This window comes from Streptomyces sp. NPDC001270 (assembly GCF_042896695.1).
In the GTDB taxonomy this organism is placed as follows: domain Bacteria; phylum Actinomycetota; class Actinomycetes; order Streptomycetales; family Streptomycetaceae; genus Streptomyces.
Genome location: NZ_JBIAXM010000025.1, coordinates 17581 through 40405 on the forward strand (window position 1 = coordinate 17581; position 22825 = coordinate 40405).

The window sequence follows — 22825 nt, forward strand, 5'->3', positions numbered from 1 at the left end:
CTCAGTCCTCCCGCAGCGGATTGATCCGCCGCACACCCAGCCGGGCGCGCATTTCGGGGTCGGTCACGCCCAGACCCTCCTGAGGTGCCAGACACAGCACGCCGACTTTCCCGATGTGGCGGTTCTGCTGCACCAGGCGCGTCGCCTCGGCGACCTCGGCCAACGGATAAACCTTGGAAAGGGTCGGCATGAGATGTCCGAGCTGGAACAGGCGAATGCATTCCGCCTGTTCCTGGAGATTCGCTGCGTGACTTCCGATGATTCTCTTGAGGTTCATCCAGAGATAGCGGTTGTCGAAATGATGGTTGAATCCGGTGCTGGATCCACAGGTCACCACGGCACCGCCCTTGCGCACGACGAAGACGGAGATTCCGAATGTGGCCTGGCCTATGTAGTCGAAGACGATGTGCGGATCCTCGCCCACCTGCCGCCGTATCTCGCGGCCCAGTCGTTTGCCGAGTTCGATGGTGTTTTCGGGGGTGCGCGGAACGTCGTCGCCGAGACCGATGTCGTTCCGGTTGATGACCACGTCGCAGCCGAGCCTGCGCAGTGCCCGGGCCCGGTGTTCGGAGCCGACCACGCCGATCGGGATGCCACCGCCGTTCTTCACCATCTGCACGGCGAACGCGCCGAGGCCGCCGGTGGCTCCCCAGATGAGGACGATGTCGCCCTGCTTGACGCGCGCTCCGCGGTCACTGACCAGCATGCGGTAGGAGGTGGCGGCGGTGAGCAGGATCCCGGCCGCCTCCTCCCAGGTCAAATGGGCCGGCTTCGGGAGCAGTTGACTCGCCCGCGCCACCGCGTAGTGGGCGAGTCCGCCGAAGTTCGTCTCGAAGCCCCAGATCCGCTGCTGGGCGCCGAGCATGGCGTCGGCGTGGGTGGCCGGCTCCTCCTCGTCGGCCTGGACGCAGCTCACCACGACGTGGTCGCCGACCCGCCAGCGGCGCACGCCCGCGCCGACCCGTACCACGACGCCGGCCGCGTCCGAGCCCACCACGTGGTGCGGCAGGTCGTGACGGGCCGCGAACCCTCCCTGGCGGGCGTTGCGTTCGAGGAAGTCGAAGGTCGGCACGGGTTCGAAGGTCGCCGACCACACCGTGTTGTAGTTGATGGAGCTGGCCATCACCGCCACGACGACTTCGTCCGGCGCGATGTCCGGCATGGGGACCCGGTCGACGTGTATCGACTTACGGACGTCTTTGTCGGCGACGTCGTCGAACATCCCGACATCCGCCGCGCGCAGATGGGCGGCCAGATATTCTTCGGGCAGTGGCGCGCGCTCCAGTTCTGCCGGGCCGGCATTCGCATACAGCGCCTCGGCCAAAGAATCCATGTCTTCCCCTCCACCATGAAGAACGCGCCGACGGAATCAGAGGCCACCGCCCGAGCCAGCAACACGCTACGGGACCCGCTACGTGCCGCCTACCCTTACTAGCCCCCTATCCGCGCTCTCCAATGCCCGGGAAAAGGTATACGGCATCAGGGGGTTCCGAACGGCCGAACAAAACCGAACCGAGGGGCGGGAGGGTTCGGTTCACCGCTGCATCGTCATGTCTCGCTGCTTGCCCGCCATCAGCGCGACATACACGATGAGGGAGGCCCCGAGCCCGACGGCCCACCCGTAATCGGCGAGCGGCCGGAGAAACGGAATGATCCCGTCGACCGGGAACGGCCCCGCCTTCTTCCCTTTCCCGTCCAGGGTGGAGTACGACCCGCCGACGGCCAGCACCCCGCCGATCACGAAGGCGACGACGGCCCGCCAGTTCCATCCCGCCGCGTACCAGTACCGGCCCCCGGCGACGTACAGGTCGGCCAGGTGCAGCACGGTCCGGCGCACGATCCAGTAGTCGGCGATCAGGATCCCGGCGACCGTGCCGAGCAGCCCGCCGACCACCCCGAGCCAGGTGAAGATGTACAGCTCGGGCGTCGACGTCAGCTTCCACGGCATGACCAGTACGCCCACGATGCCCGTGATGATCGCGCCGGTACGGAAGCTGATCAGCTTGGGCGCCAGGTGCGACAGGTCGTACGCGGGGGAGACGACGTTCGCCGCGACGTTCACGGAGATCGTCGCCACGAAGACCGTGATCAGCGCGAACAGCAGCCCGAAGACGTTGTCCGTCTTGCCGGCCAGCTCCACCGGGTCCCAGATCGCCACCCCGTACACCTGCTGCGAACCGTCCGTGACCAGCACCGACATCAGCGCGAACAGCGTCATCGTGGTCGGCAGGCCCAGCGTCTGGCCCCACACCTGGGCCCGCTGCCCCTTGCCGAACCGGGTGAAGTCCGGAATGTTCAACGACAGCGTCGACCAGAAACCGATCATCCCCATCAGGCCCGGGAAGAAGACCTTCCAGAAGCCCGCGCCCCAGCCGAGCGTCGACCGTTCGTGCAGCAGCGGGCCGAAGCCGCCCGCCTTGTGCGCGATCCAGATCAGCAGCACCACCGCACCGACCAGTACGAACGGCGCCGCCCAGTTCTCGAAGCGGCGCAGGGTGTCCATCCCCCGGTAGATGATGGCCAGTTCGATCAGCCAGAAGACGACGAAGCACAGCCACAGCGTCCAGGGGTAGCCGCCGACCTTCGCGGCGTCCGCCCAGCCACCGAAGATCTTGCCCAGCAGGACGAAGATGCCCTGGCCGCCGATCCACGTCTGGATTCCGAACCAGCAGCACGCCACCGCCGCGCGCACGACGGCCGGCAGGTTCGCGCCCCGTACGCCGAAGCTGGCGCGGGCCAGGACCGGGAAGGGGATGCCGTACTTCGGGCCCGCGTGACCGGTCAGCAGCATCGGCAGCAGCACGATCACGTTCGCCAGGGCGATGGTCAGCACCGCCTGCTTCCAGTCCATGCCCAGGGCGACTAGCCCCGAGGCGAGCGTCCAGGACGGGATGCAGTGGGCCATGCCGATCCACAGGGCCACGAAGTTGTAGGTGGTCCAGCGGCGTTCGGCGAGCGGGACCGGGCGCAGGTCGTCGTTGGCGTAACGGCTTCCGGCCGGGTAGGCGTCGGCGGTCAGCTCGACGGCGCCCGAGGGTATGGCGGCGGGCGGAGCGGTGTCGGTCATGGGCACTCCGTTCTACGGAGGGGGACGGGGGAAGGTGGCCCTGCGGGTGCCGTCGACTGCCCTTTCTGTTCGGGTTGGTGCGACGACGGGACGGTCGTCGGTCATGCGTTCAGCGCGGGAATGACGTCCTGCCCGTAGCGGTCGACGACCTGCTCCTGCGCGTCGTGCATCGCGTACACCGCGAACTGGTCCACGCCCAGGTCCCGCAGCGCCCGCAGCTTCTCGACGTGCGCCTCGGCCGGGCCGATCAGGCAGAACCGGTCGACGATCTCGTCGGGCACGAACCGGGTGTCGGGATTGCCGCTGCGCCCGTGGTGGGCGTAGTCGTAGCCCTGGCGGGCCTTGATGTAGTCGGTGAGTTCGCCGGGGACCTGGGCCGAGTGCTCGCCGTACTTGGCGACCAGGTCGGCGACGTGGTTGCCGACCATTCCGCCGAACCAGCGGCACTGCTCGCGCGCGTGGGCGAGTGTCTCGGGCGAGTCGTCCGCGGTGACGTAGGCCGGGGCGGCGACGCAGATCGTCACCTCGGCGGGGTCGCGGCCGGCGGCGACGGCGGCGTCCTTCACGGCCTTGACCATGTACTCGGTGAGGTAGAGGTCGGCGAGTTGCAGGATGAACCCGTCGGCCTGCTCGCCGGCCATCTTCAGGGCCTTCGGCCCGTACGCCGCCATCCACACGGGGAGTTCGGCGCCCGGCCCGATCCACGGGAACCGGACGGCGGTGCCGCCGAGGTCGGCCTCCTCGCCCCGGCCCAGCGCCCGGATGACCTTCATGGCCTCGCTGATCCGGGCCAGGGTGTTGGGCTTGCGGCCCGCCACCCGCATCGCCGAGTCGCCGCGGCCGATGCCGCAGACGGTGCGGTTGCCGAACATGTCGTTGAGAGTGGCGAAGGTGGAGGCGGTGACCTCCCAGGTGCGGGTGCCGGGGTTGGTGACCATCGGGCCGACGGTCAGTTTCGTGGTGTTCGACAGGATCTGGCTGTAGATCACGAAGGGTTCCTGCCACAGCACGGCGGAGTCGAAGGTCCAGCCGTAGGTGAACCCGTTGCTCTCGGCCCGCTGCATCAGGCTGATGACGCGGGAGGCCGGCGGGTCGGTCTGCAGGACGAGTCCGAAGTCCATGAGCGCCACTCCTAGGTGAGGTACTGACAGGTGGAGCGCGGGGTGTAGACGCCGTGCCCGGCGTGTCCGGTGTACTCCCGCTCGGTGATGACGGCCTCGCCGCGCGAGAACACGGTCTCGACCCGGCCGGTGAGCCGCCTGCCCTCGTAGGCCGAGTAGTCGACGTTCATGTGGTGCGTCGCGGCGGAGACGACCTGCTCGGCGTGCGGGTCGTAGACGACGATGTCGGCGTCGGCGCCGGGCGCGATGGTGCCCTTCTTCGGGTAGAGGCCGAACATCCGCGCCGGGGTGGCGCAGGCGATCTCGATCCAGCGGCGGCGGGAGATGTGCCCGTCCACGACGGCCTGGTGCAGCAGGTCCATGCGGTTTTCTACGCCCGGCAGACCGTTGGGGATCTTGGAGAAGTCGCCCCGGCCCAGCTCCTTCTGGCCGGTGAAGCAGAAGGGGCAGTGGTCGGTGGAGACGACCTGGAGGTCGTTGCCGCGCAGGCCCCGCCACAGCGCCGCCTGGTGCTCGCGCGGTCGCAGCGGGGTGGAGCAGACGTACTTGGCGCCCTCGAAGTCGGGTTCGGCGAGGTTGTCGGTCGACAGGAACAGGTACTGGGGGCAGGTCTCGCCGAAGACGTTCAGGCCGGCGTCGCGGGCCCTGGTCAGCTCGGCCACCGCCTCCTCGGCGGAGACGTGCACGACGTACAGCGGGGCCCCGGCGACCTGGGCGAGCCGGATGGCGCGGTGGGTGGCCTCGGCCTCCAGCAGGGCCTTGCGGACCTCGCCGTGGTAGCGGGGGTCGGTCTCGCCGCGGGCCAGGGCCTGCTCGACCAGGACGTCGATCGCGATGCCGTTCTCGGCGTGCATCATGATCAGCCCGCCGTTGTCGGCGGCGCGCTGCATGGCGCGCAGGATCTGGCCGTCGTCGCTGTAGAAGACGCCCGGGTACGCCATGAACTGCTTGAAGGAGGTCACGCCCTCCTCCACCAGCAGGTCCATCTCTTTCAGCGTCTCCGGGTGCACATCGGAGACGATCATGTGGAAGCCGTAGTCGATGGCGCAGTTGCCCTCCGCCTTGGCGTGCCAGGCGTCCAGGCCCTCGCGCAGGGAGCCGCCGACGCTCTGGAGGGCGAAGTCGACGATGGTCGTCGTACCGCCCCAGGCAGCGGCCCGGGTACCGGTCTCGAAGGTGTCCGAGGCGTAGGTGCCGCCGAACGGCATCTCCATGTGGGTGTGGCCGTCGACCCCGCCCGGGATGACGTACTTCCCGGTGGCGTCGACGGTCCGGTCGGCGGTGAAGGCATCGGCCGCCGCGGTGCCGGAGGCCGCGAGGGCGGCGACGCGGCCGTCCTCGATCAGGACGTCGGCGTGGATCTCGTCGGACGCGGTGACGACGAGTCCACCGCGGATGACGGTACGGCTGCTCATGTTCCCTCTCCTCGCGTTGACGGCGGTCGTGGAAAACGCAGGTCATGGGCGGTGGGTCCGGCACGCGCGCGGGTGGCCGGACGGCCGGCGGGGCGCGGCGCGCCGGTGACCGCGGCGCGGGCAGGACACCGCGCCCGGACGGCTGCGGGACGGGCACGGCGGCCTGTGCCGGCCGGTTCGGGGCGGGCACGGCACCCCGCACCGGTGGCCGGGCGGCAGCCGCGGTACCCCGCGCCGACCGTCGAAGTGCACACGCAGTACCCCGCGCCGGCGGCCGGGCGGTCACCCGGGACCGGGGCCGCCGAACGGCAGGCACCGCCCCGGGCCGCCGCACCGGCGTGGTCCCGCTCCCCGGACCGGGCGCCGGGGAACCCGCCGCCCGTCACGGAGCGGTCAGCGGTCCGTACGCGCCCGGTGCGCGATCGCGGTAGAACTGCCAGCGGTCGCGGACCTCCCGCAGCTTGGCCAGATCCAGGTCGCGCACGACGAGTTCGGTCTCCTTGTCGCTCGCCGGCTCGCCGACGAACTGGGCCTCCGGGTCGACGAAGTAGGTCGTGCCGTAGAAGTCGTTGTCGCCCAGGTCCTCGACGCCGACCCGGTTGATCGCGCCGACGAAGTACTCGTTGGCCACCGCCGCGGCCGGCTGTTCCAGCTGCCACAGATAGCGGGACAGGCCGCGCGAGGTGGCCGACGGGTTGAAGACGATCTCGGCACCGGCCAGGCCCAGGGCCCGCCAGCCCTCCGGGAAGTGCCGGTCGTAGCAGATGTAGACGCCGATCCGGCCGGCCGCCGTCTCGAACACCGGCCAGCCGCTGTTGCCCGGGCGGAAGTAGAACTTCTCCCAGAAGCCGTCGACCTGCGGGATGTGGGTCTTGCGGTACTTGCCGAGGTACGAGCCGTCCGCGTCGATCACGGCCGCGGTGTTGTAGAGGACGCCCGGCTGCTCCTCCTCGTACATGGGCAGGACGAGGACGATGCCCGCCTCCCGGGCCAGGGCCTGGAAACGGCGTACGGTCGGGCCCTCGGGGATCTGCTCGGCGTACTCGTAGAACGCCTTGTCCTGGACCTGGCAGAAGTAGGGGCCGTAGAAGAGTTCCTGGAAGCACAGGACTCGGGCACCCTGCGCGGCCGCGTCGCGGACCGCCTGCTCGTGGACCTGGATCATCGATTCCTTGTCGCCGGTCCAGGCGGTCTGGAAAAGGGCGGCACGGATCACTCTGCTCATCGGGACCTCCGGTCGCTCGGTGTGCGGTGAGCCTAGGAAGTCCTGGGATGCGGTTTGAGTGGCAGTGTGTCACGTCTGCGCGGGTGTGGCGTGCCACCGTGTCACACCCGCTCCACGCCATGTTCCACCACCGTTTTCGCAGGTCGTTGTATGTTTCACCGCTGTTGCGCGTCGTGCGCGAGGAGCGCGATGTGCACCGAAGCGGCCTGTTCGAAGTCGTCGAGGTCGACACCGAGCCGGGCCTGTATCGCCTCCAGGCGCCGGTAGAGCGCGGGCCGGGAGACATGATGCAACTGGGCGGTGCGGGACTTGTTGCGGCCGGTGGCGAGGTAGGTCCGCAGTACGTTCAGCAGGTCCAGGTCGGCGCCGCACAGCAGCCCGTCCAGCTCGCGCTCCGCGAAGGACTGCACCTGCGGGTCGTCCCGCAGCAGCCGGACCAGGCCGCGCAGATGGACGTCCCTGAGCCGGACGACGGCCGGGAGGTCAAGGGCGGCGACGGAGTCGGTCACGGCGTCGGCGACGTGCTGGGCCTCGCGGAGCCCGGCGGGCACCTCGTCCCAGGCGGTCCGCGGCCCGGCCGCGGCGACCACGGTCCGGGCCGGGCCCGACTCGGTCCGCAGCCGGGTCGCGAAGTGCGCCGTGAGGGCGTCCGCGTCCTGGTCCCGGGGCAGGCTGAGCAGCGTGGCGGTGACGCCGTCGGCGACCTCGGCGACCAGCCCCGCAAGACCCAGCATCCGCAGCACCCGGTCGACTCCCACGGGTTCGGCGTCCCGCACCACCAGCGGGACGAAGGTCCGCCGGTTGACCGGCAGCCCGGCCGCGCGGGCCCGCGGCAGCAGCTGCCGCGCCGGTACGGCTCCGGAGACCAGGTCGGTCAGCAGGCCGAGCGCGGACTGCTCCTCCCAGGAGTGGGCCGCGCCGCCGAGCATGCGGTGCAGCACCAGTGCCTCGGCGGCCCGGTCGGCGAGCAGCCGGCCCGCGGCCGTGTCGCCGCGGTACCCGCACAGCACGATCTGGCCCCAGCGCTCCCCGCGCCCGCCCAGCTCGGCCCGGATCCAGTCGTCGCCCTCGCCGCCGCCCGCCTGGCGGGCGATGCGTTCCCAGTCGCGCAGCACGTCGTCCACCGCCGGCCGCTCCCCCGCCGTGGCCAGCACCCGGTGGGCGAGGTTGGTGACGACGACGGGGCAGGCGCTGTGCGAGGCGACCTCGTCGAGCAGGCTCTGCAGCGGCGCACCCGCCGTGATCAGGGCGGTGAGCGCGGTCCGTACGGCCTCCGAGAGGCTGACCGCGGCGAACTTGCGGCGCACCAGCCGGCACTGCACCTCCTCGGTCAGCTCGGCGAAGGGGAACGGCCGGTGCAGTACGACCAGCGGCAGCCCGCACCGCTCGGCGACCCGGCGCATGGTGTCGGGCGGGGCCGGGAACGCCCGGCCGAGGCCCAGCACGACGGCGGCGGCCTCGGCGCGGTCCATGGACTGGATGTACTCGGCCTGCTTGTCCTCGTCACCGGCGAGCAGCACCCCGGTGGTGAGCACCATCTCGCCGCCGCTGAGCATCACGCCGACGTCGGCGGCCTCGGCCACGTGCACCCAGCGCACCGGCCGGTCGAGCTGGGCCGCGCCGGCCACCACCTCGGGCTCCCCGGCCAGCACCCGTTCCAGGGCGAGGACCTGACGGACCGACAGAACGGGTTCCGGGTGCTCCGGGGCGGTGGTCATGGCGCGTTCCTCCTTCTTCTCCGCCTGCTCGTGCTGCTCGTTTCTCCTTCGGGGCGCGGGATGCCGTGCCGGGCCGCCCGTCCGTGCCCGGCCGCGGCCGGGCACGGGTGTTACCGCACGCCGCGGAGGGCGCGTTCGAGGATGTCGGCGCCCTCCTCGGCCTCCGCGACGGTCAGTGACAGCGGTGGCGCGATGCGCAGCGCGCTGGTGTTGTGGCCGCCGCCCTTGCCGATCAGCAGCCCGCCCTCGCGGGCCGCCTCCAGGACGGCGGAGGCCGCGCCCGGGTCGGCCTCGTCGGTTCCCGGCCGCACCAGTTCGACGCCGATCATCAGCCCGCGCCCGCGCACCTCCCGTACGCCGGGCAGCTGCGCGGTGGCCGTCCGCAGCCGGTCGATGAGCAGTCCGCCGACCCGCCGGGCGTTGCCCTGGAGATCGTGTTCCAGCAGATAGGTGAGGTTCGCCAGGGCGGCCGCCATGGTGACCTGGGTACCGCCGAACGTCGAGATGCTGTTGGCGTCGAGGCAGTTCATGATCTCGGCGCGGGCCACGACGCCGCCGACGGACATGCCGTTGCCGATGCCCTTGGCGAAGGTGACGATGTCCGGCGGACCGCTGCGGGCGTGCGCCTGCCAGCCCCAGAAGTGGTCGCCGGTGCGGCCCCAGCCGGTCTGCACCTCATCAGCGATCCAGAGGATGCCGTGTTCCTTGAGCACCTCGTGGAAGGCCGCGTACAGGCCGTCCGGCGGCGAGGTGAAGCCGCCGACGCCCTGGACGGGCTCGGCGATCAGGGCGGCGGGCGCCCGGGTGTGGCCGAGCAGGTCCTTCAGGTCCTCGACGCAGGCGGCGGTGAACTCGGCGTCGCTCAGTGCGGCGTAGGGACCGCGGGTGCGGACGCCGCCGTGCACGTACAGGGTCTGGAGCGGGGACAGCGAGGTCGGGGACCAGCCGCGGTTGCCGGTGATGCCGACCGCGCTGAAGGAACGGCCGTGGTAGCTGTTGCGCATCGCCAGGATCGTGTTGCTGCGCCGGTGGGCGGTCGCGAGCAGCAGGGCGGTGTCGTTGGCCTCGGTGCCGGAGGTGGTGAAGAACACCCGGGCGTCGGGGATCTGCGAGACCTCGGCGATCCGCTCGGCGAGTTCGACCATCGGCCGGTTGAGGTACAGGGTCGAGGAGTGGATGATCCGTCCGGCCTGCTCGCTGACCGCCTTGGTCACCTCGGGCAGGGCGTGGGCGGTCATCGTGGTGAGGATGCCGCCGAAGAAGTCCAGGTACCGGTTGCCGTGCGCGTCCCAGACGTGGCGCCCCTCGCCATGGGTGATCTCCAGCGGGTCCTCGTAGTAGAGGGCGAGCCAGTCGGGGAGGACGGCGCGGTGGCGGGCGTAGAGGTCGTTCACGGCTGCATCAGCCCTTCGTATGCGTCGGGGCGGCGGTCGCGGTAGAACGCCCACTGCTGCCGCACCTCGTCGATGAGGTCGAAGTCGAGGTCGCGGACGAGAAGCTCCTCATCCTTGTCGCCGGCGACGTCACCGACGAACTGTCCGCGGGGGTCGACGAAGTAGCTCGTACCGTAGAAGTCGTTGTCCCCGTACTCCTCCTGCCCCACCCGGTTGATGGCGGCGATGAAGTACTCGTTGGCGACCGCCGCCGCGGGCTGCTCCAGCTGCCACAGGTAGGCGGACAGGCCGCGCGAGGTGGCCGACGGGTTGTACACCAACTGGGCGCCGTTCAGGCCGAGTTGACGCCAGCCCTCGGGGAAGTGCCGGTCGTAGCAGATGTAGACGCCGACCCTGCCGACGGCGGTGTCAAAGACCGGCCAGCCGGCGTTGCCGGGCTTGAAGTAGTACTTCTCCCAGAAGCCCTTGAGCTGCGGGATGTGATGCTTGCGGTACTTGCCGAGGTACGAGCCGTCCGCGTCGATCACGGCCGCGGTGTTGTAGTAGAAGCCGGACTGCTCGACCTCGAAGACCGGTACGACGATCACCATGCCGGTCTCCCGGGCCAGCTCCTGCATCCGGCGCACGGTCGGCCCGTCCGGCACCCGCTCGGCCCAGCGGTAGTGCTCCGGCTCCTGGACCTGGCAGAAGTAGGGGGCGTTGAAGACCTCCTGGAAGCCGATGACCCGGGCACCCTGGCGGGCCGCCTCGCGGGCGTGCTCCTCGTGTTTCGCGACCATGGACTCGGTGTCGCCGGTCCAGAGGGCCTGGACCAGAGCGGCACGTACGACAGTGGCCATGAGCTGCTCCTTCGACGGGACGTCAGAGCCTCTACGCCTGTAGACACGGTTGTAGGGGGAATGAACGTAAGCCTCCGGGACGGGCTTGCCAAGACCATCGTCGCCAACCCCGCGGAGTCGATCATGTTTCACACTCCAGTGGGCGAGCCGCCGGGCAGGTCAGGCGGCGAATCCGGCCACCCGGAGGGCGTGCACCAGGTCCCAGTGTCGCTCATCGGAGACATTCCGCGCGGCCTCCAGCAGGAGCGGCACGAGGCGCTGCGGGTCGGCGGCGGCACTGCGGGCCGCCTCCTGCGGGGTGCGGACGCGGACGTACGCGTCGAGCAGGGCCCGCACCTCGCGGGCGCGCCCCTCGTGCGCCAGCCCGAGCACCGCCGCGCCGATCTCCCCGGCGGGCCGGGCCACGCCCTGGCGCAGGATCCGCTCCCCGTCGGCGGCGCGCCCCGCCGCGACGAGCGCGTCGGCCGCGGCGACCAGCCGGCCGGCCGGGAGCGAGGCGGCCTCCCACAGCAGGGTGGCCCAGTCGGCGCCGAGCCCGGCGCGGTGCAGTTCGGCGGCGAGCAGCGGGAGCCGGGCGGGCGGCCACTGCGCGGCCTCGACCAGCAGGGCGTGCGCCTCGCCGGTGCGGCCGGCACCGCGCAGCCGTCCCAGTGCCCGTACGGCGCCCGCGACGGCATGGGCCGCTGCGGTGTCGGGCGGCTCCGCCCGTGGCTGCGACGGCTCGGCCGCCTCCCCGGCCCCGGCGAACCGGGCGCCGCGCGGGGCACGGCGCCCGGCGGGGACCGCCGCCCCGGGCGGCACCGGCCCGGACACCGGGGGCACGGGGACGGGCCCGCCGCCGTCCTCCCCCGCGCCGGCGGACCGCGCACTGCCGCGGCGCCGGCGCCTGGGGTGCTCGGCGGGTGGGGCGGCCTCGGCCGCTCCGGGCGGCGTGGCCGCAGTGGCCGCAGTGGCCGCAGTGGCCGCAGTGGCTCGAACACCGCCAGGGCCAGTACGGACACCGGCCGCCCCGGGCGGCGTCGCAGGAACGGCACGGTGGCCGTCGGCCGGAACGTCGTGGGCGTGTTCCCGGGCACGCGGGCCCACCGGGCGCAGGGAGTCGCCGGGTGAAGCCTCGGTGGCGCGGTCCACCGGGTGCGCCCCGACGGCCGGGCCGCCGTCCCGTACGGCATCAGGCGCACCCGGATGCCGGCCGTCCCCTGGCGCGCCGCCACCGGCCGCAGCCCCGTATCCGAACCCCTCGGTCGCCGGGAGCCGCCCGTCGGCCGACGGAGCCGCGGGCCGCGGGCCCGGACGGTCCCGCGGCACCGGGGCTCCGGCCGGGAGGCCGGGCGACGAGCCCGCGGCCCCCGGCGCGGCACCGTCCCGTGGCCCCGCGGGGAGGTCGTCGCCGCTCCGGACCGCGTTCCCGTCGGCGCCGCGCCGGATCGGCCGGGCGTCCCGGGCCCGGCCCGCGGCCTCCCGGCGGTCCGACGCGGCCAGCCGTGTGCGCAGTTCCTCGCAGCGGGCGGTCGCCCGTCGGTGGTCGTCGCGGGCCCAGGCGAGGTCATGACGCAGGGCGCGGGCCGCTTCGGAGGTGGTGGCCGAGGCCAGCAGCCGCTCCAGTTCCCGGTGCCGTTCGGCAGCGTGCCGCCGCTCTCGGAACATCGCGTCGAGGCGGCCGGTCAGCTCGTTCCGGGCGCCTGGCCGGGTGTCGTACGCGGTGAGCGCGGCCGAGTGCAGCAGCCGGGCGTGGTCCCGCTGCGCGGTGGCGACGCCGGCGCCGTGGACCGCCGCCAGGTCCTGCAACAGCGCCTCCACCACATCCCACGGCGGGATCTCCCGGCCGTCGAGACAGGCCCGCATGCCGTCCGGGTCCCGCTGCCAGAAGACCGCGCACCAGCCGTCGCGCCCGTCAAGGCGCGCCAGCAGACCGTTCAGATAGTTCGCGAACTCCCTCACCTGTCCGGGGAGTTGATCCACTGCCATCGCCCAACTCCTGACGGACCGGAGCACTCAGGCCGACAGAGAACACCAACCGTGTTACGCCCCAGCTACAGGGAGTTTTCCGGGCGCGTGCCACCGCCGCGGACGGCCCGCCCGACGTGGCCGCCGGGGGCCGCGGCGTTCGCCGGACTCACACGTCGACCAGTACGCAGCCCTCCGCCAGTTCGTCCATGGACAGCCCGAGCGCCCGGACCAGCGCGGCGACGGTGAAGAAGGCCGGGGTCGGCGCCCGGCCGGTCTCGATCTTGCGGAGCGTCTCGGCGGAGATGCCCGCCTCGGCGGCGACCGCCGTCATGCTCCGACCGCCGCGCGCCTCGCGCAGCAGCCGCCCGAGCCGTTCGCCGCGCTCGCGTTCTTCTGGGGTGAGAGGGGTGCGCACCATACGGCCATTCTAATACCGGTATAGGAATTGGCATGCGGGAGTTCAAGACGGACTCGTCGATCGACGCGACGCACGCGGCGGGCGGATCGTCGGGCAGGCCCTGACGGCCGCGCCGCGCGGAGGGCCGGGAGCGTCTGCGTCCCGCTGATGGAACTCGACGAGATGGCGCGTGAGGTGCTGCGCGAGGCGGGCGCCGGCTCGCCGTTCCTGCCGCCCCTCCCGCGGCGGAACCCCGCATCCTCACGGAGCGCCACCTCCCGGGACGTCCCCCGCCCGGACGGCGCGCATGCACCGGAAGCCCGGCAGCCGTCCGCCCCCGGCTCCGGAGGTGTCCGGAGCCGGGGGCGGACGGGGGGGATCAGCGGGTCGGTTCCACCACCATGGCCGAGCCGCCGCCCCTGCGGACCGTCTCCGCCGCCGCCAGCCACTTGCCGTTCGGCAGGCGCTGCACGCCGGTCGCGGCGCCGATCTCGGGGTTGAGCGAGAAGGCGTGTCCGATGGCTTCGAGCCGGGCCCGGAGGTTGCTGTTGTAGAGGCCGGGTTCGAGTTCGGTCGTGGCCGCGTTGCGCTGGCTGGCGCGCGGCGCGGCGATGGCGTCCACCAGCGGCAGGTGCCGGTCCAGGAACTCGGTCAGGGTCTGCAGCACGGTCGTGATGATGGTCGCGCCGCCGGGCGAGCCCAGCGCCACCACCGGCTTGCCGTGCCGGTCGAGCACGATCGTCGGCGCGATCGACGACCGCGGACGCTTGCCGGGACCGGGCAGGTTCGGGTCGTGCACGGCCGGATTGGCCGGGGCGAAGGAGAAGTCCGTCAGCTCGTTGTTGAGGAGGAACCCGCGGCCGGGCACGGTGATCCCGCTGCCGCCGGTCTGCTCGATGGTGAGGGTGTAGGAGACGACGTTGCCCCACTTGTCAGCGACCGTGAGGTGGGTGGTGTTCTCCCCCTCGTACGTCGTCGGCGCCGCCGTGCCCCCGGCGCCGCAGGGCGCGGGGTGGCGCGGGTCGCCGGGCGCGACCGGGCTGGTCAGCACCGTGTCGTCCTTGATCAGGCAGGCCCGCGAGTCGGCGTACGACTGCGACAGCAGCTGTTTCGTCGGCACGTCCTCGAAGGCCGGGTCGCCGACCCAGCGCCCGCGGTCCGCGAACGCGATCCGGCTCGCCTCGATGTAGCGGTGCAGGTACTGCGTCTCGGTCGCCTTCGAGAGGTCGGTCTTCTCCAGGATGTTGAGGGCCTCGCCGACCGTGGTGCCGCCGGAGGAGGACGGCGCGATCGAGTAGACGTCGAGCCCGCGGTACGAGGTCTTCGTGGGCGCCTGGAGCTTGGTCCGGTAGGCGGCGAGGTCCTTCTCGGAGAGGTCGCCGGGGCGCGCGTTCCAGCCCGAAGCCGGGTCCACCGGCGGGTGGTTGACGGTGGCGACGATGTCCTTGCCGAGGTCCCCGTGGTAGATGGTGTCGACGCCCTTGCGGGCCAACTCCTCGTAGGTGCGGGCCAGATCGGGGTTCTTGAAGGTGGAGCCGACGACCGGCAGCTGCCCGTTCGGCAGGAACAGCTCGGCGGTGTCCGGGAAGTAGCGGAACCTGGTCTCGTTGGCGGCCGTCTGCGAGCGGAAGGTGTCGTCGACGGTGAAGCCGTCGCGGGCGAGCCGTTCGGCCGGCTTGAGGACCGTCGCCAGGTTCCGGCTGCCCCAGTTCCGCAGGGCCGTCTGCCAGGTGGCGGGCGTGCCCGGAGTCCCGACGCTGAGGCCGCTGCTGACGGCGTCGGCGAAGGCGAGGGGTTTGCCGTTCTCCGTGAACAGGCCGGAGTCGGCGCTGAGCGGCGCGGTCTCCCGCCCGTCGAGGGAGTGCACGGTCCGGGTCCTGGCGTCGTAGTAGACGAAGTATCCGCCCCCGCCGACGCCGGAGGAGTACGGCTCGGTGACCCCGAGGGCGGCGGCCGTGGCGACGGCGGCGTCGACCGCGTTGCCGCCCTTCTTCAGGACCTCGATGCCCGCGGCCGAGGCGTCCGCGTCGACACTGGCGACCGCGCCGCCGTAGCCGACGGCCACGGGGACCTTCTTAGGGGTGGTGCCCGCGGCACCGGGCGGCGCGGCCGCCCCCACACACACGACGGCGGCCGAGACCGTCAGGACCGACAGTTTTCGCGCGACAGGGCGACGCATCCGCACCTCCACCGGGTGATCTTTCGCGCAGCTTAACCCAATGCCATGTCCCCGTCAGGCCCGTCTCGAACACCGGTTTGCCTCGGCCCGCTACCATGCGCGCCCATGAGTGACGACGTACGCAACATCATCCTGGGCGTGCTGGCGGCCGGCATCAGCGCCGGGCTCGGCTGGCTGGCCCGCACCACCCTGTGGAGGCGCAGGCTGCGGCGCAAGCAGGCGTTCTTCGGGCTTCCGGAGAACGCTGAGTCGCTGCTCGTCGTCAACCGCGACCCGGCGACCTCCGAGCCCGCGGTCCACCGCTTCGACGTCTTCGCCCTCCTGGAACTGGCCGGGCTGATCAAGGAGTGCGGCGCCCATCCGCAGATGGTGACCCAGGACAACGTCCAGCAGAGCTTCGGCGAGCGCACCGAGTTCTGCGTGGGCGGCCCGGGGTCGAACCGGCGCATGCTGGCCCACATGTCCGCGATGCTACCCGGGGTACGGGTGAACATCGACCCGGAGCCGGGGCCGGACCGAGCCGCCTTCCAGATCGGCAGCGAGCGCTACCGGCTGGAGTCGGGCGTCACGGAGTACGTGCTGCTGGCCCGGCTGACCGCGGGCGAGCGGCGCGAGGCACGGCCGGTGTTCCTGTTCTGCGGCCAGCGTGCGATCGCCAACCAGGCCGCGTCCCGCTATCTCGCCCGCAACCACGAGCGGCTGGCGCGCAAACACGGCGCCGGCTCCTTCGTGCTGCTGCTGAAGGTGGTCAATTCGCAGGCGTACGGACCGGACGTGGTCGAACTGGTCGGCGATGTGACGCGGGCCGCGCAGGCACCGCTGCCGACGACGGAGGCACCGCGCTCGCACCGGGCGTCCTGAAGCCGCTCCGCCCGGCGGACCCGGGTGTCCGGACGGGCGCACCGCCCGGCGGTTGCCAGCGGTTGCCTGGGAACGGGTGCGGGCGGTCCACAACGGGCGCAACCCGTCCGGCGCGCAGCTGACCTTCTCCTCACCGGCGGACGACCCGTCCTGCGGGTCCCTGCCACCGCGCGAGCAGTGATCTCCGGCTGCCGCCGGGCGGGCCTGGCCCCGTGAGCCGCTGCCCCCCTACGGTCGCGGGGCGGTGGGTGGGCCCCCACCGGGCAGCAGCTTCTCCGGTCCGGCCGCAACGACGTCGACGGCCTCGGTCTTGGGACTGCGCTGCTCACGCCGCGCCACCCAGCCGGCGAACCACGAGAGCAGCATGCACATCCCGATGTAGATCGGTGAGATCACCATCACCACGGGGATGAACGGCAAATCGTAGTCGAGGTTGGACGCGATCAGCTTCCCGGCATGGAGGAACTCCTCATAGGTGATCAGATAGCCCAGCGAGGTGTCCTTCAGGGCCACCACCAACTGGCTGATGATGGCGGGCAGCATCGCCCGCACCGCCTGAGGCACGAGCACGTACATCATCACCTGGGTCTTGTACATGCCGAGCGCGAACGCCGCCTCCTTCTGGCCCCGTTCGACGGCGTTCACACCGGAGCGGAACACCTCGGCGAGCACGGACCCGTTGTAGAGGGCGAGCCCGGCGACCAGGGCGGGCAGTGGCTGCACCCTGAGCGCCACGAAGATGAAGAAGATCATCACCAGTACGGGCATCGCGCGGAAGAACTCGACGACGGCCGTCGCCCCCAGGCGCACCGCCCGGTGGTCCGACAGCCGCCCGGCAGCCAGCGCCCCGCCCAGCGCCAGCGACAGGACGGCCGCCAGCGCGAACGCCTTGAGGGTGTTGCCGAGGCCGCGCAGCAGCAGCTCCTGGATGCCCTGGTACTCGAAGGGCATCCACTTCCGGTAGGCGAACTGGCCGGTGGTGAGCAGGAGGGAGACGATCCAGCCGAGCACGGCGAGGATCACGGCGACGGACAGCACTCCGTAGACGCGGTGGCGCTGGACGGTCCGCGGCCCGGGGATGTCGTAGAGGGCGTCGGCCTGGCTCATCGGACCACCCCCCACTTCCGCTCCAGCAGGTGGAACAGGGCGCTGATGGCGAGCGTGACGATCAGGTAGCCGACGGCGATCCAGACGAACGTCCAGACGATGTCGTAGCCGAGTTCGCCGAGGGTCCGGTACGTGCCGAGCAGTTCGGTGACGCTGAACGCGCCCGCGATGGCCGAGTTCTTGGCGAGCGCGATGAGGGTGGAGCCGACCGGCGGGATGACGGACCGGAACGCCTGGGGAAGGATCACCAGGTTGAGGGTCTGCCCGAAGGTCATGCCAAGGCTGCGGGCCGCCTCGCCCTGCCCCTTGGGCACGGTGTTGATGCCGGAGCGCAGCGCCTCGCAGATGAACGCGGAGGTGTAGCAGCCGAGCGCGATGACCGCGAACACCTGGAACGGCAGGACGAGTCCGAACCGGGGCAGTCCGAGCAGCACCGCGAAGAACAGCAGGGTCAGCGGGGTGTTGCGCAGGACGGTGACCCAGGCGGTGCCGATCGCCCGCAGCGAGGCGACCGGCGCCACCCGGAAGGACGCCATGAGGAAGCCCAGGAGGAGGGCCAGCACCGAGGCGTAGACGGTGAGTTCGACAGTGCCGAGGAAACCCCGGAGGTAGGTGGGGAAGTTGCCTGTCAGTACGTTCAAGCCGTCCTCGCTCAGCTCGCCGGGTAGCGGTCGATCGCGGGTGGGCGGGGCGCCGGCACGCCGGACAGGCCGAGCGTCGCCTCGTACGCCCTCTTCCAGTCGCCGTTCTTCTCATGTGCCTCCAACGCGTCGTTGAGTGCGAAGCGCAGGGCGTTGTCGCCGCGCGGTACGCCGATGCCGTACGGCTCCTCGGAGAACGGCTCGCCGGCGAGCTTGAGTTCGCGGGGGGCCTTGGCCACGTAGCCGAGGAGGATCGCGTCGTCGGTGGTGACGGCGTCGACCTGGTAGGTGAGCAGGTTGTCGACGCACACCGAGTAGGCGTCGTAGGAGACCAGGATCGCCTGCGGATAGTCGGTCAGGATGCGCTGGTAGGGGGTGGAGCCGGCCGCCGAGCACACGCGTCTGCCCGCCAGGTCCTCGGGGCCGTGGATGTGCTTCTGGCCCGTGCGGACCAGCAGCGACTGCCCGGCCAGGTAGTAGGGCCCGGCGAAGCCGACCAGCTTCTTGCGGCCCGCGTTGATGGTGTAGGTGCCGACGTAGTAGTCGATCTGGCCGTTCTGCAGGGCGGTTTCGCGGTTGGCGGAGGCGATGGTCCTGAAGTCGATCGATTCCGGCGGCAGACCGAGCGAGGCGGACATCATCCGGGCGATCTCGATGTCGAAGCCGGAGTAGGTTCCGGTCGCCGGGTCCCGCTCGCCGAGGTAGGGCTGGTCCTCCTTGGCCCCGACGACAACGTGGCCGCGCTGCTTCGCCCTGGTCCAGGTCGGGGAGTCGGGGAGCCGGAAGCCCCGGGCCACCTGGTAGCGGGGAAGCGCCGCGGCCGCGGGGCCCTTGCCGGGCGGGCTGCCCGCCTTGCCGCACCCGGCGGCGAGCAGCGCGGCGAGCGCGGCCAGGGCCAGGGTGAGGTGCGGATGTCGCATCGCGACACGGCCCGGGTGCACACGTCTGGTACGGAACATGGGTGGCACTCCCCCCGGCTCAGTGCGTGCGGATCTTGGGCAGGGAGTGCTTGGCCCGGCCGCTGCCGGGGCTGGTGGAGCGCTCCTTTGGGGCGCGGTCCTCGGCGACGCGGCCGTCGGCCCTGAAGACGGCCCGGACCGGCCGGCCGGCCCGGGCGGCCCGGGCGAGGGGTTCAGGGGAGTGGAGGGGTGCGGGGGAACGGCGGTCGGCCTCCTCCCGCCGGTGCCCGCGCGCCCTGCCCGGCCGCTCCCTGTCCGGCCGTGCCGGTGTCCGGCCCGCCGCGGGCCGCGGGCGGCCGTCGGGTCCGGCCGTTCCCGAACGGGCGTCCTCCAGCCGGTCGACCCTCCTGCCCGGCGCCGATGTCCCGGATCCCGACGGGCCGATGACGACGCCCACCTCTCCCTTGCCGACGGTGAGGCCGATGTCCCGCAGCACATGCGGCTCGCCGTAGTACCTGTTGACGTCACTCAGCTCGATCAAGGGATCAACGGCCATACGCAGCCCTACTCACTCTCAGCTGTGTCGTGGTTGCCGAAAACTATCCAGACAAAGGTGGACTTAACGCACGACACGCACTTTCGGGCATTAGCCGTATTTACTGTGCTTTATCTCCCCCATTCAGGCTTCGGCGACCTCCGCGTACAGCTGCGACAGCTCAGGAACACCGTTCGCGGCCCACTCCTGGCCGTCCGCGACGACGTCGAACTCGCGCCCTGACGCGAGCCGGACGACGGGCTGCCCGCCGGGCCGGATCACCCAGTGCGCGCCGGGCACGGTGCGCACGAGGACCGTGCCCAGATAGAGCCCCGCGTCATTGCCCAGCCAGGCCAGGGCCTCCGGGTCGTCGCGCCAGCGCGGCAGCACCTGGTCGAGCGCTTCCAGCGAGGCCACGGAGTCGTCGAGCCGGACCTCCTCCCGCAACGCCTGGGAGCGCAGCAGATCGCACTCGGACAGCAGCTCGGCGAGACCCTCGGGATCGAGGGGCAGCACCGTGGGAGCGCTTCGTCTGTGCCGATTGCCCAGGAAGGGGATGTTCATACGCCCAGCGTGGCACCGACCAGGTCCGGGGCACCACAGGGCGGGCGCGGGTGTCGTCCTAGACGTCCAGGTCCGCCACCACCGGGGCGTGGTCCGAGGCGCCCTTGCCCTTGCGCTCCTCGCGGTCGACGTACGCGTCCTTGACGGCTTCGGTGAACGGTCCGTTGCCGTAGACCAGGTCGATGCGCATGCCCCGGTTCTTGGGGAAGGCGAGCTGGCGGTAGTCCCAGTAGGTGTAGGGCCGGTCGTACTTGAGGGGGCGGGGGACGACGTCCGACAGGCCCGTCTCGCGCAGCGCGGCCAGGGCGGCGCGCTCGGCCGGGGTGACGTGGGTGAGGCCCTCGAAGGCGGCCACGTCATAGACGTCCTCGTCGGCCGGCGCCACGTTGTAGTCGCCGAGGACCGCGAACGGCCGGCCGCCCGACGCGTCACCGGCGACGGCGGCCCGCAGCGCCTCGAACCACTGGAGCTTGTAGGCGTAGTGCGGGTGGTCGACCTCGCGGCCGTTGGGCACGTACACCGAGCAGACGCGGACCGGGCCGCAGGTCGCGGAGATCGCCCGGGGCTCCACCGCGCCCTCGTAGCCGGGGTCACCGGGCAGGCCCTTGACGACCTCCGCCAGGCCGACGCGGGAGAGCACCGCCACGCCGTTCCACCGGCCGGTCGCGTTGACCGCCGCCTCGTAGCCCAGCTCGCGCAGTTGGTCCCGGGGGAACTGGTCCTCGGCGACCTTGGCCTCCTGGAGGCACAGCACGTCCGTGCCACTGCTCTCCAGCCAGGCCAGCAGCCTCGGCAGGCGGGCGGTGATCGAGTTCACGTTCCAGGTCGCGATGCGCATGCTTCACAACCTACCCGGCGGCACTGACAACGCCCGCCCGCGCTCAGACCTCGGCGCTGGCCCCGGCCGCGAGCCGCTGGTGGTCCGAGCCGCCGAGGGCGCCGATCTGCCGGTCGTAGACCGGCCGGGCGAGGTCGGTGAGCAGGGCGTCGTGGATGTCGTAGGCGCGTTGCGGTCCGACTTCGCGGACGTAGTCGATGACCTCGGAGATCTTGTTCCAGGGGGCCATCACCGGGAGCATCAGCGTCTCGACGGGGCGGTCGGGGACGGTGAGCGCGTCACCGGGGTGGAAGACTCGGCCGCCGTCGATCAGATAGCCGACGTTGGTGATCCGCGGGATGTCCGGGTGGATCACCGCGTGCCATTCGCCGTGGACCTGGACGTCGAAGCCCGCAGCGGTGAACGTGTCACCGTGGCCGACCGTGTGCACACGGCCCGGGAAAGCCGCCGTGATCTGGTCGGCGACCGACTTCAGGGTCCAGATCTCGGCCGCCGGGTTCGCCTCCATGGCGGCCCGCAGCCGTCCCTCGTCGAAGTGGTCCGGGTGCTCGTGCGTGATCAGGATCGCGTCCGCGCCGACAGCGGCGTCGGCCTCGCTGAAACCACCGGGATCGAGGACGAGCGTCCGCCCGTCCTGCTCCAGCCGGACGCAGGAGTGGGACTTCTTCGTGAGCTTCATGCAACCCATCCTCCCCCTCCCCCGTGCGGTGCGCTCACTCCGGCGTGGTCTCTTCCCGGATGACCCGCTGGGCCACCCTGAACGCGCTGTTCGCCGCCGGTACGCCGCAGTACACGCCCGCTTGCAGCAGCACTTCCTTTATCTCGTCGGGGGTCAGGCCGTTGCGCAGCGCCGCCCTGGTGTGGAAGGCCAGCTCCTCCAGATGACCGCCCGCGACCAGCGCGGTGAGCGTGACACAGCTGCGCGAGCGGCGGTCGAGTCCGGGCCGGTTCCAGATCTCGCCCCACGCGTACCGGGTGATGAACTCCTGGAAGTCCTCGGAGAAGTCGTCGGACTGCGCCAGCGCCCGGTCGACATGGGCGTCGCCCAGCACCTCACGGCGGACCTTGAGACCCGTCTCGTACGAGTCGGGCCGCCCGGCCGGCTTGGCGGGTACGACGGGCGGGGCTATCTCGGCTATGGGCGCGGTCTGCGGCGGGGCGGCGGCCAGGACCGGCTTGACGGGGGGCGCCACGATGGCGGCCATCTGGCCGGTCGTCGAGTCGAAGGCCGGCTGCCAGGCGCTGGAGAAGTGCCGCACCAGCAGGTCGGTGACGGCGCCCGGCTGCTCCACCGGGACCAGGTGGGAGGCGCCGGGAACCACCGCGAGCCGGGCGTCCGGTATCCCGGCGACCAGGGTGCGCGCCTCGGCCGGGCCGGTGACCTGGTCGTCCGAGCCGACCAGCACCAGCGTGGGCACTCCGACGCGGCCCAGCTCAGGACGTACGTCGAAGGTGGCCAGCGCCTCGCACGCGGCGATGTAGCAGCCCGGGTCGGTCGTGCGCACCATCTGCACGGCCCACTCGGTGATCGCGGGCTGCGCGGCGGCGAAACCGCCGGTGAACCAGCGGTCGGGCGAGACGCGGGCGATCGGGTCGAGCCCGTTCGTCCGCACGATCACGCCGCGCTGCCGGAACTCGTCGGGCGTGCCGAACCGCGGCGAGGTGGCGACCAGCGCGAGCGAGGCGACCCGCTCCGGGTGGCGCAGGGCCAGTTCCATGCCGATCGCGCCGCCCAGCGCACAGCCCGCGTAGCCGAAGCGCTGCACGCCGAGCGCGTCGAGCGTGGCGAGCAGCCGGTCGGACAGTTCGGTGACGGAGCCGGCCGGATGGGCGGGCGCGCCGCCGTGCCCCGGCAGGTCGAACCGGAAGACACGCCACTGTCTGGTCAGTTCGGGGACCTGGCGGTCCCACATGTGCCACGTCGTGCCGAGCGAGGGGCCGAGGATGAGGACCGGAGCATCTTCGGGGCCGTCGAAGCGGTACTGGAGGGCAGGGGTCGTCGTCTCACTCACTGTTCCACGCTAACCGCCGGTTCCCTCCAACGGCTCCCTGGCCCCCCACTCTCCACACCGGGT

Annotated in this window: 20 protein-coding genes and 1 pseudogene; 2 read left to right on the forward strand and 19 right to left on the reverse strand. The window is 71.7% G+C overall.

All coding sequences use genetic code 11. The annotated features are described in order from the left end of the window. Position 1 precedes the first annotated feature (1 nt). From ccrA to ACFY2B_RS32820, 10 genes are all read right to left on the reverse strand, one after another. Positions 2 to 1333: a crotonyl-CoA carboxylase/reductase gene (gene ccrA, locus ACFY2B_RS32775; RefSeq protein ID WP_390766706.1), complete on the reverse strand. Its 1332-nt coding sequence runs from the start codon at positions 1331 to 1333 to the stop codon at positions 2 to 4. A gap of 201 nt (positions 1334 to 1534) precedes the next feature. Next, positions 1535 to 3067 carry an NCS1 family nucleobase:cation symporter-1 gene (locus ACFY2B_RS32780; RefSeq protein WP_390766707.1) on the reverse strand — a complete coding sequence of 511 codons (1533 nt, stop codon included), beginning with the start codon at positions 3065 to 3067 and terminating at the stop codon, positions 1535 to 1537. Between the two features lie 101 nt (positions 3068 to 3168). Continuing rightward, complete coding sequence (locus ACFY2B_RS32785) at positions 3169 to 4188, reverse strand: TIGR03842 family LLM class F420-dependent oxidoreductase (protein ID WP_390766708.1); 1020 nt, start codon at positions 4186 to 4188, stop codon at positions 3169 to 3171. Positions 4189 to 4199: 11 nt separating this feature from the next. Further along, complete coding sequence (hydA, locus tag ACFY2B_RS32790) at positions 4200 to 5603, reverse strand: dihydropyrimidinase (RefSeq protein WP_390766709.1); 1404 nt, start codon at positions 5601 to 5603, stop codon at positions 4200 to 4202. A 382-nt stretch (positions 5604 to 5985) separates the two neighbouring features. Then, a complete protein-coding gene (locus ACFY2B_RS32795) occupies positions 5986 to 6828 on the reverse strand; it encodes a nitrilase-related carbon-nitrogen hydrolase (protein ID WP_390766710.1) in 843 nt (280 codons plus the stop codon). A 155-nt stretch (positions 6829 to 6983) separates the two neighbouring features. After that, a complete protein-coding gene (locus ACFY2B_RS32800) occupies positions 6984 to 8546 on the reverse strand; it encodes a PucR family transcriptional regulator (RefSeq protein ID WP_390766711.1) in 1563 nt (520 codons plus the stop codon). A gap of 110 nt (positions 8547 to 8656) precedes the next feature. Further along, a complete protein-coding gene (locus tag ACFY2B_RS32805; protein ID WP_390766712.1) occupies positions 8657 to 9940 on the reverse strand; it encodes an aspartate aminotransferase family protein in 1284 nt (427 codons plus the stop codon). After that, positions 9937 to 10779 (reverse strand): nitrilase-related carbon-nitrogen hydrolase, encoded by an 843-nt coding sequence (locus tag ACFY2B_RS32810; protein WP_390766713.1) that lies wholly within the window; start codon positions 10777 to 10779, stop codon positions 9937 to 9939. The genes ACFY2B_RS32805 and ACFY2B_RS32810 overlap by 4 nt, the downstream gene beginning before the upstream one ends. Before the next feature lie 159 nt (positions 10780 to 10938). Further along, the gene (locus ACFY2B_RS32815) at positions 10939 to 12747 is read right to left on the reverse strand and encodes a hypothetical protein (protein WP_390766714.1); all 1809 of its coding nucleotides are present in this window, start codon (positions 12745 to 12747) and stop codon (positions 10939 to 10941) included. Positions 12748 to 12895: 148 nt separating this feature from the next. Next, positions 12896 to 13147 (reverse strand): helix-turn-helix domain-containing protein, encoded by a 252-nt coding sequence (locus ACFY2B_RS32820; protein ID WP_390766715.1) that lies wholly within the window; start codon positions 13145 to 13147, stop codon positions 12896 to 12898. Positions 13148 to 13179: 32 nt separating this feature from the next. Between ACFY2B_RS32820 and ACFY2B_RS32825 the strand changes: the two are divergent. Next, a pseudogene (locus ACFY2B_RS32825) lies at positions 13180 to 13381 on the forward strand (type I methionyl aminopeptidase); the annotation flags it as partial. 124 nt (positions 13382 to 13505) lie between these two features. Here ACFY2B_RS32825 and ggt read toward each other — a convergent pair. Beyond that, entirely contained in the window at positions 13506 to 15305 is a 1800-nt protein-coding gene (gene ggt / locus ACFY2B_RS32830) for a gamma-glutamyltransferase (protein WP_390766716.1), read from the reverse strand. Between the two features lie 105 nt (positions 15306 to 15410). Here ggt and ACFY2B_RS32835 point away from each other — a divergent pair, with 105 nt between their 5' ends. Continuing rightward, the gene (locus ACFY2B_RS32835; RefSeq protein WP_390766717.1) at positions 15411 to 16166 is read left to right on the forward strand and encodes a hypothetical protein; all 756 of its coding nucleotides are present in this window, start codon (positions 15411 to 15413) and stop codon (positions 16164 to 16166) included. Between the two features lie 228 nt (positions 16167 to 16394). Here the strand turns inward: ACFY2B_RS32835 and ACFY2B_RS32840 are convergent, their stop codons facing one another. The 8 genes from ACFY2B_RS32840 to pcaC all read right to left on the reverse strand — a co-directional run bounded on the left by ACFY2B_RS32840 (position 16395) and on the right by pcaC (position 22762). Then, positions 16395 to 17273: an amino acid ABC transporter permease gene (locus tag ACFY2B_RS32840; protein WP_390766718.1), complete on the reverse strand. Its 879-nt coding sequence runs from the start codon at positions 17271 to 17273 to the stop codon at positions 16395 to 16397. Further along, entirely contained in the window at positions 17270 to 17914 is a 645-nt protein-coding gene (locus ACFY2B_RS32845; RefSeq protein ID WP_390766719.1) for an amino acid ABC transporter permease, read from the reverse strand. Before ACFY2B_RS32845 ends, ACFY2B_RS32840 begins: the two co-directional genes overlap by 4 nt. Before the next feature lie 11 nt (positions 17915 to 17925). Beyond that, the gene (locus tag ACFY2B_RS32850; RefSeq protein ID WP_390766720.1) at positions 17926 to 18873 is read right to left on the reverse strand and encodes a glutamate ABC transporter substrate-binding protein; all 948 of its coding nucleotides are present in this window, start codon (positions 18871 to 18873) and stop codon (positions 17926 to 17928) included. Positions 18874 to 18892: 19 nt separating this feature from the next. Next, positions 18893 to 19369 carry a hypothetical protein gene (locus tag ACFY2B_RS32855; protein WP_390766721.1) on the reverse strand — a complete coding sequence of 159 codons (477 nt, stop codon included), beginning with the start codon at positions 19367 to 19369 and terminating at the stop codon, positions 18893 to 18895. Between the two features lie 123 nt (positions 19370 to 19492). Next, on the reverse strand, positions 19493 to 19912 hold the full coding sequence (locus ACFY2B_RS32860) for a DUF6278 family protein (protein ID WP_390766722.1): 420 nt from the start codon (positions 19910 to 19912) through the stop codon (positions 19493 to 19495). A 58-nt stretch (positions 19913 to 19970) separates the two neighbouring features. Beyond that, complete coding sequence (locus ACFY2B_RS32865; RefSeq protein ID WP_390766723.1) at positions 19971 to 20750, reverse strand: exodeoxyribonuclease III; 780 nt, start codon at positions 20748 to 20750, stop codon at positions 19971 to 19973. 43 nt (positions 20751 to 20793) lie between these two features. Next, entirely contained in the window at positions 20794 to 21429 is a 636-nt protein-coding gene (locus ACFY2B_RS32870; protein ID WP_390766724.1) for an MBL fold metallo-hydrolase, read from the reverse strand. 34 nt (positions 21430 to 21463) lie between these two features. Then, the gene (gene pcaC, locus ACFY2B_RS32875; protein WP_390766725.1) at positions 21464 to 22762 is read right to left on the reverse strand and encodes a 4-carboxymuconolactone decarboxylase; all 1299 of its coding nucleotides are present in this window, start codon (positions 22760 to 22762) and stop codon (positions 21464 to 21466) included. Positions 22763 to 22825: the final 63 nt, after the last annotated feature.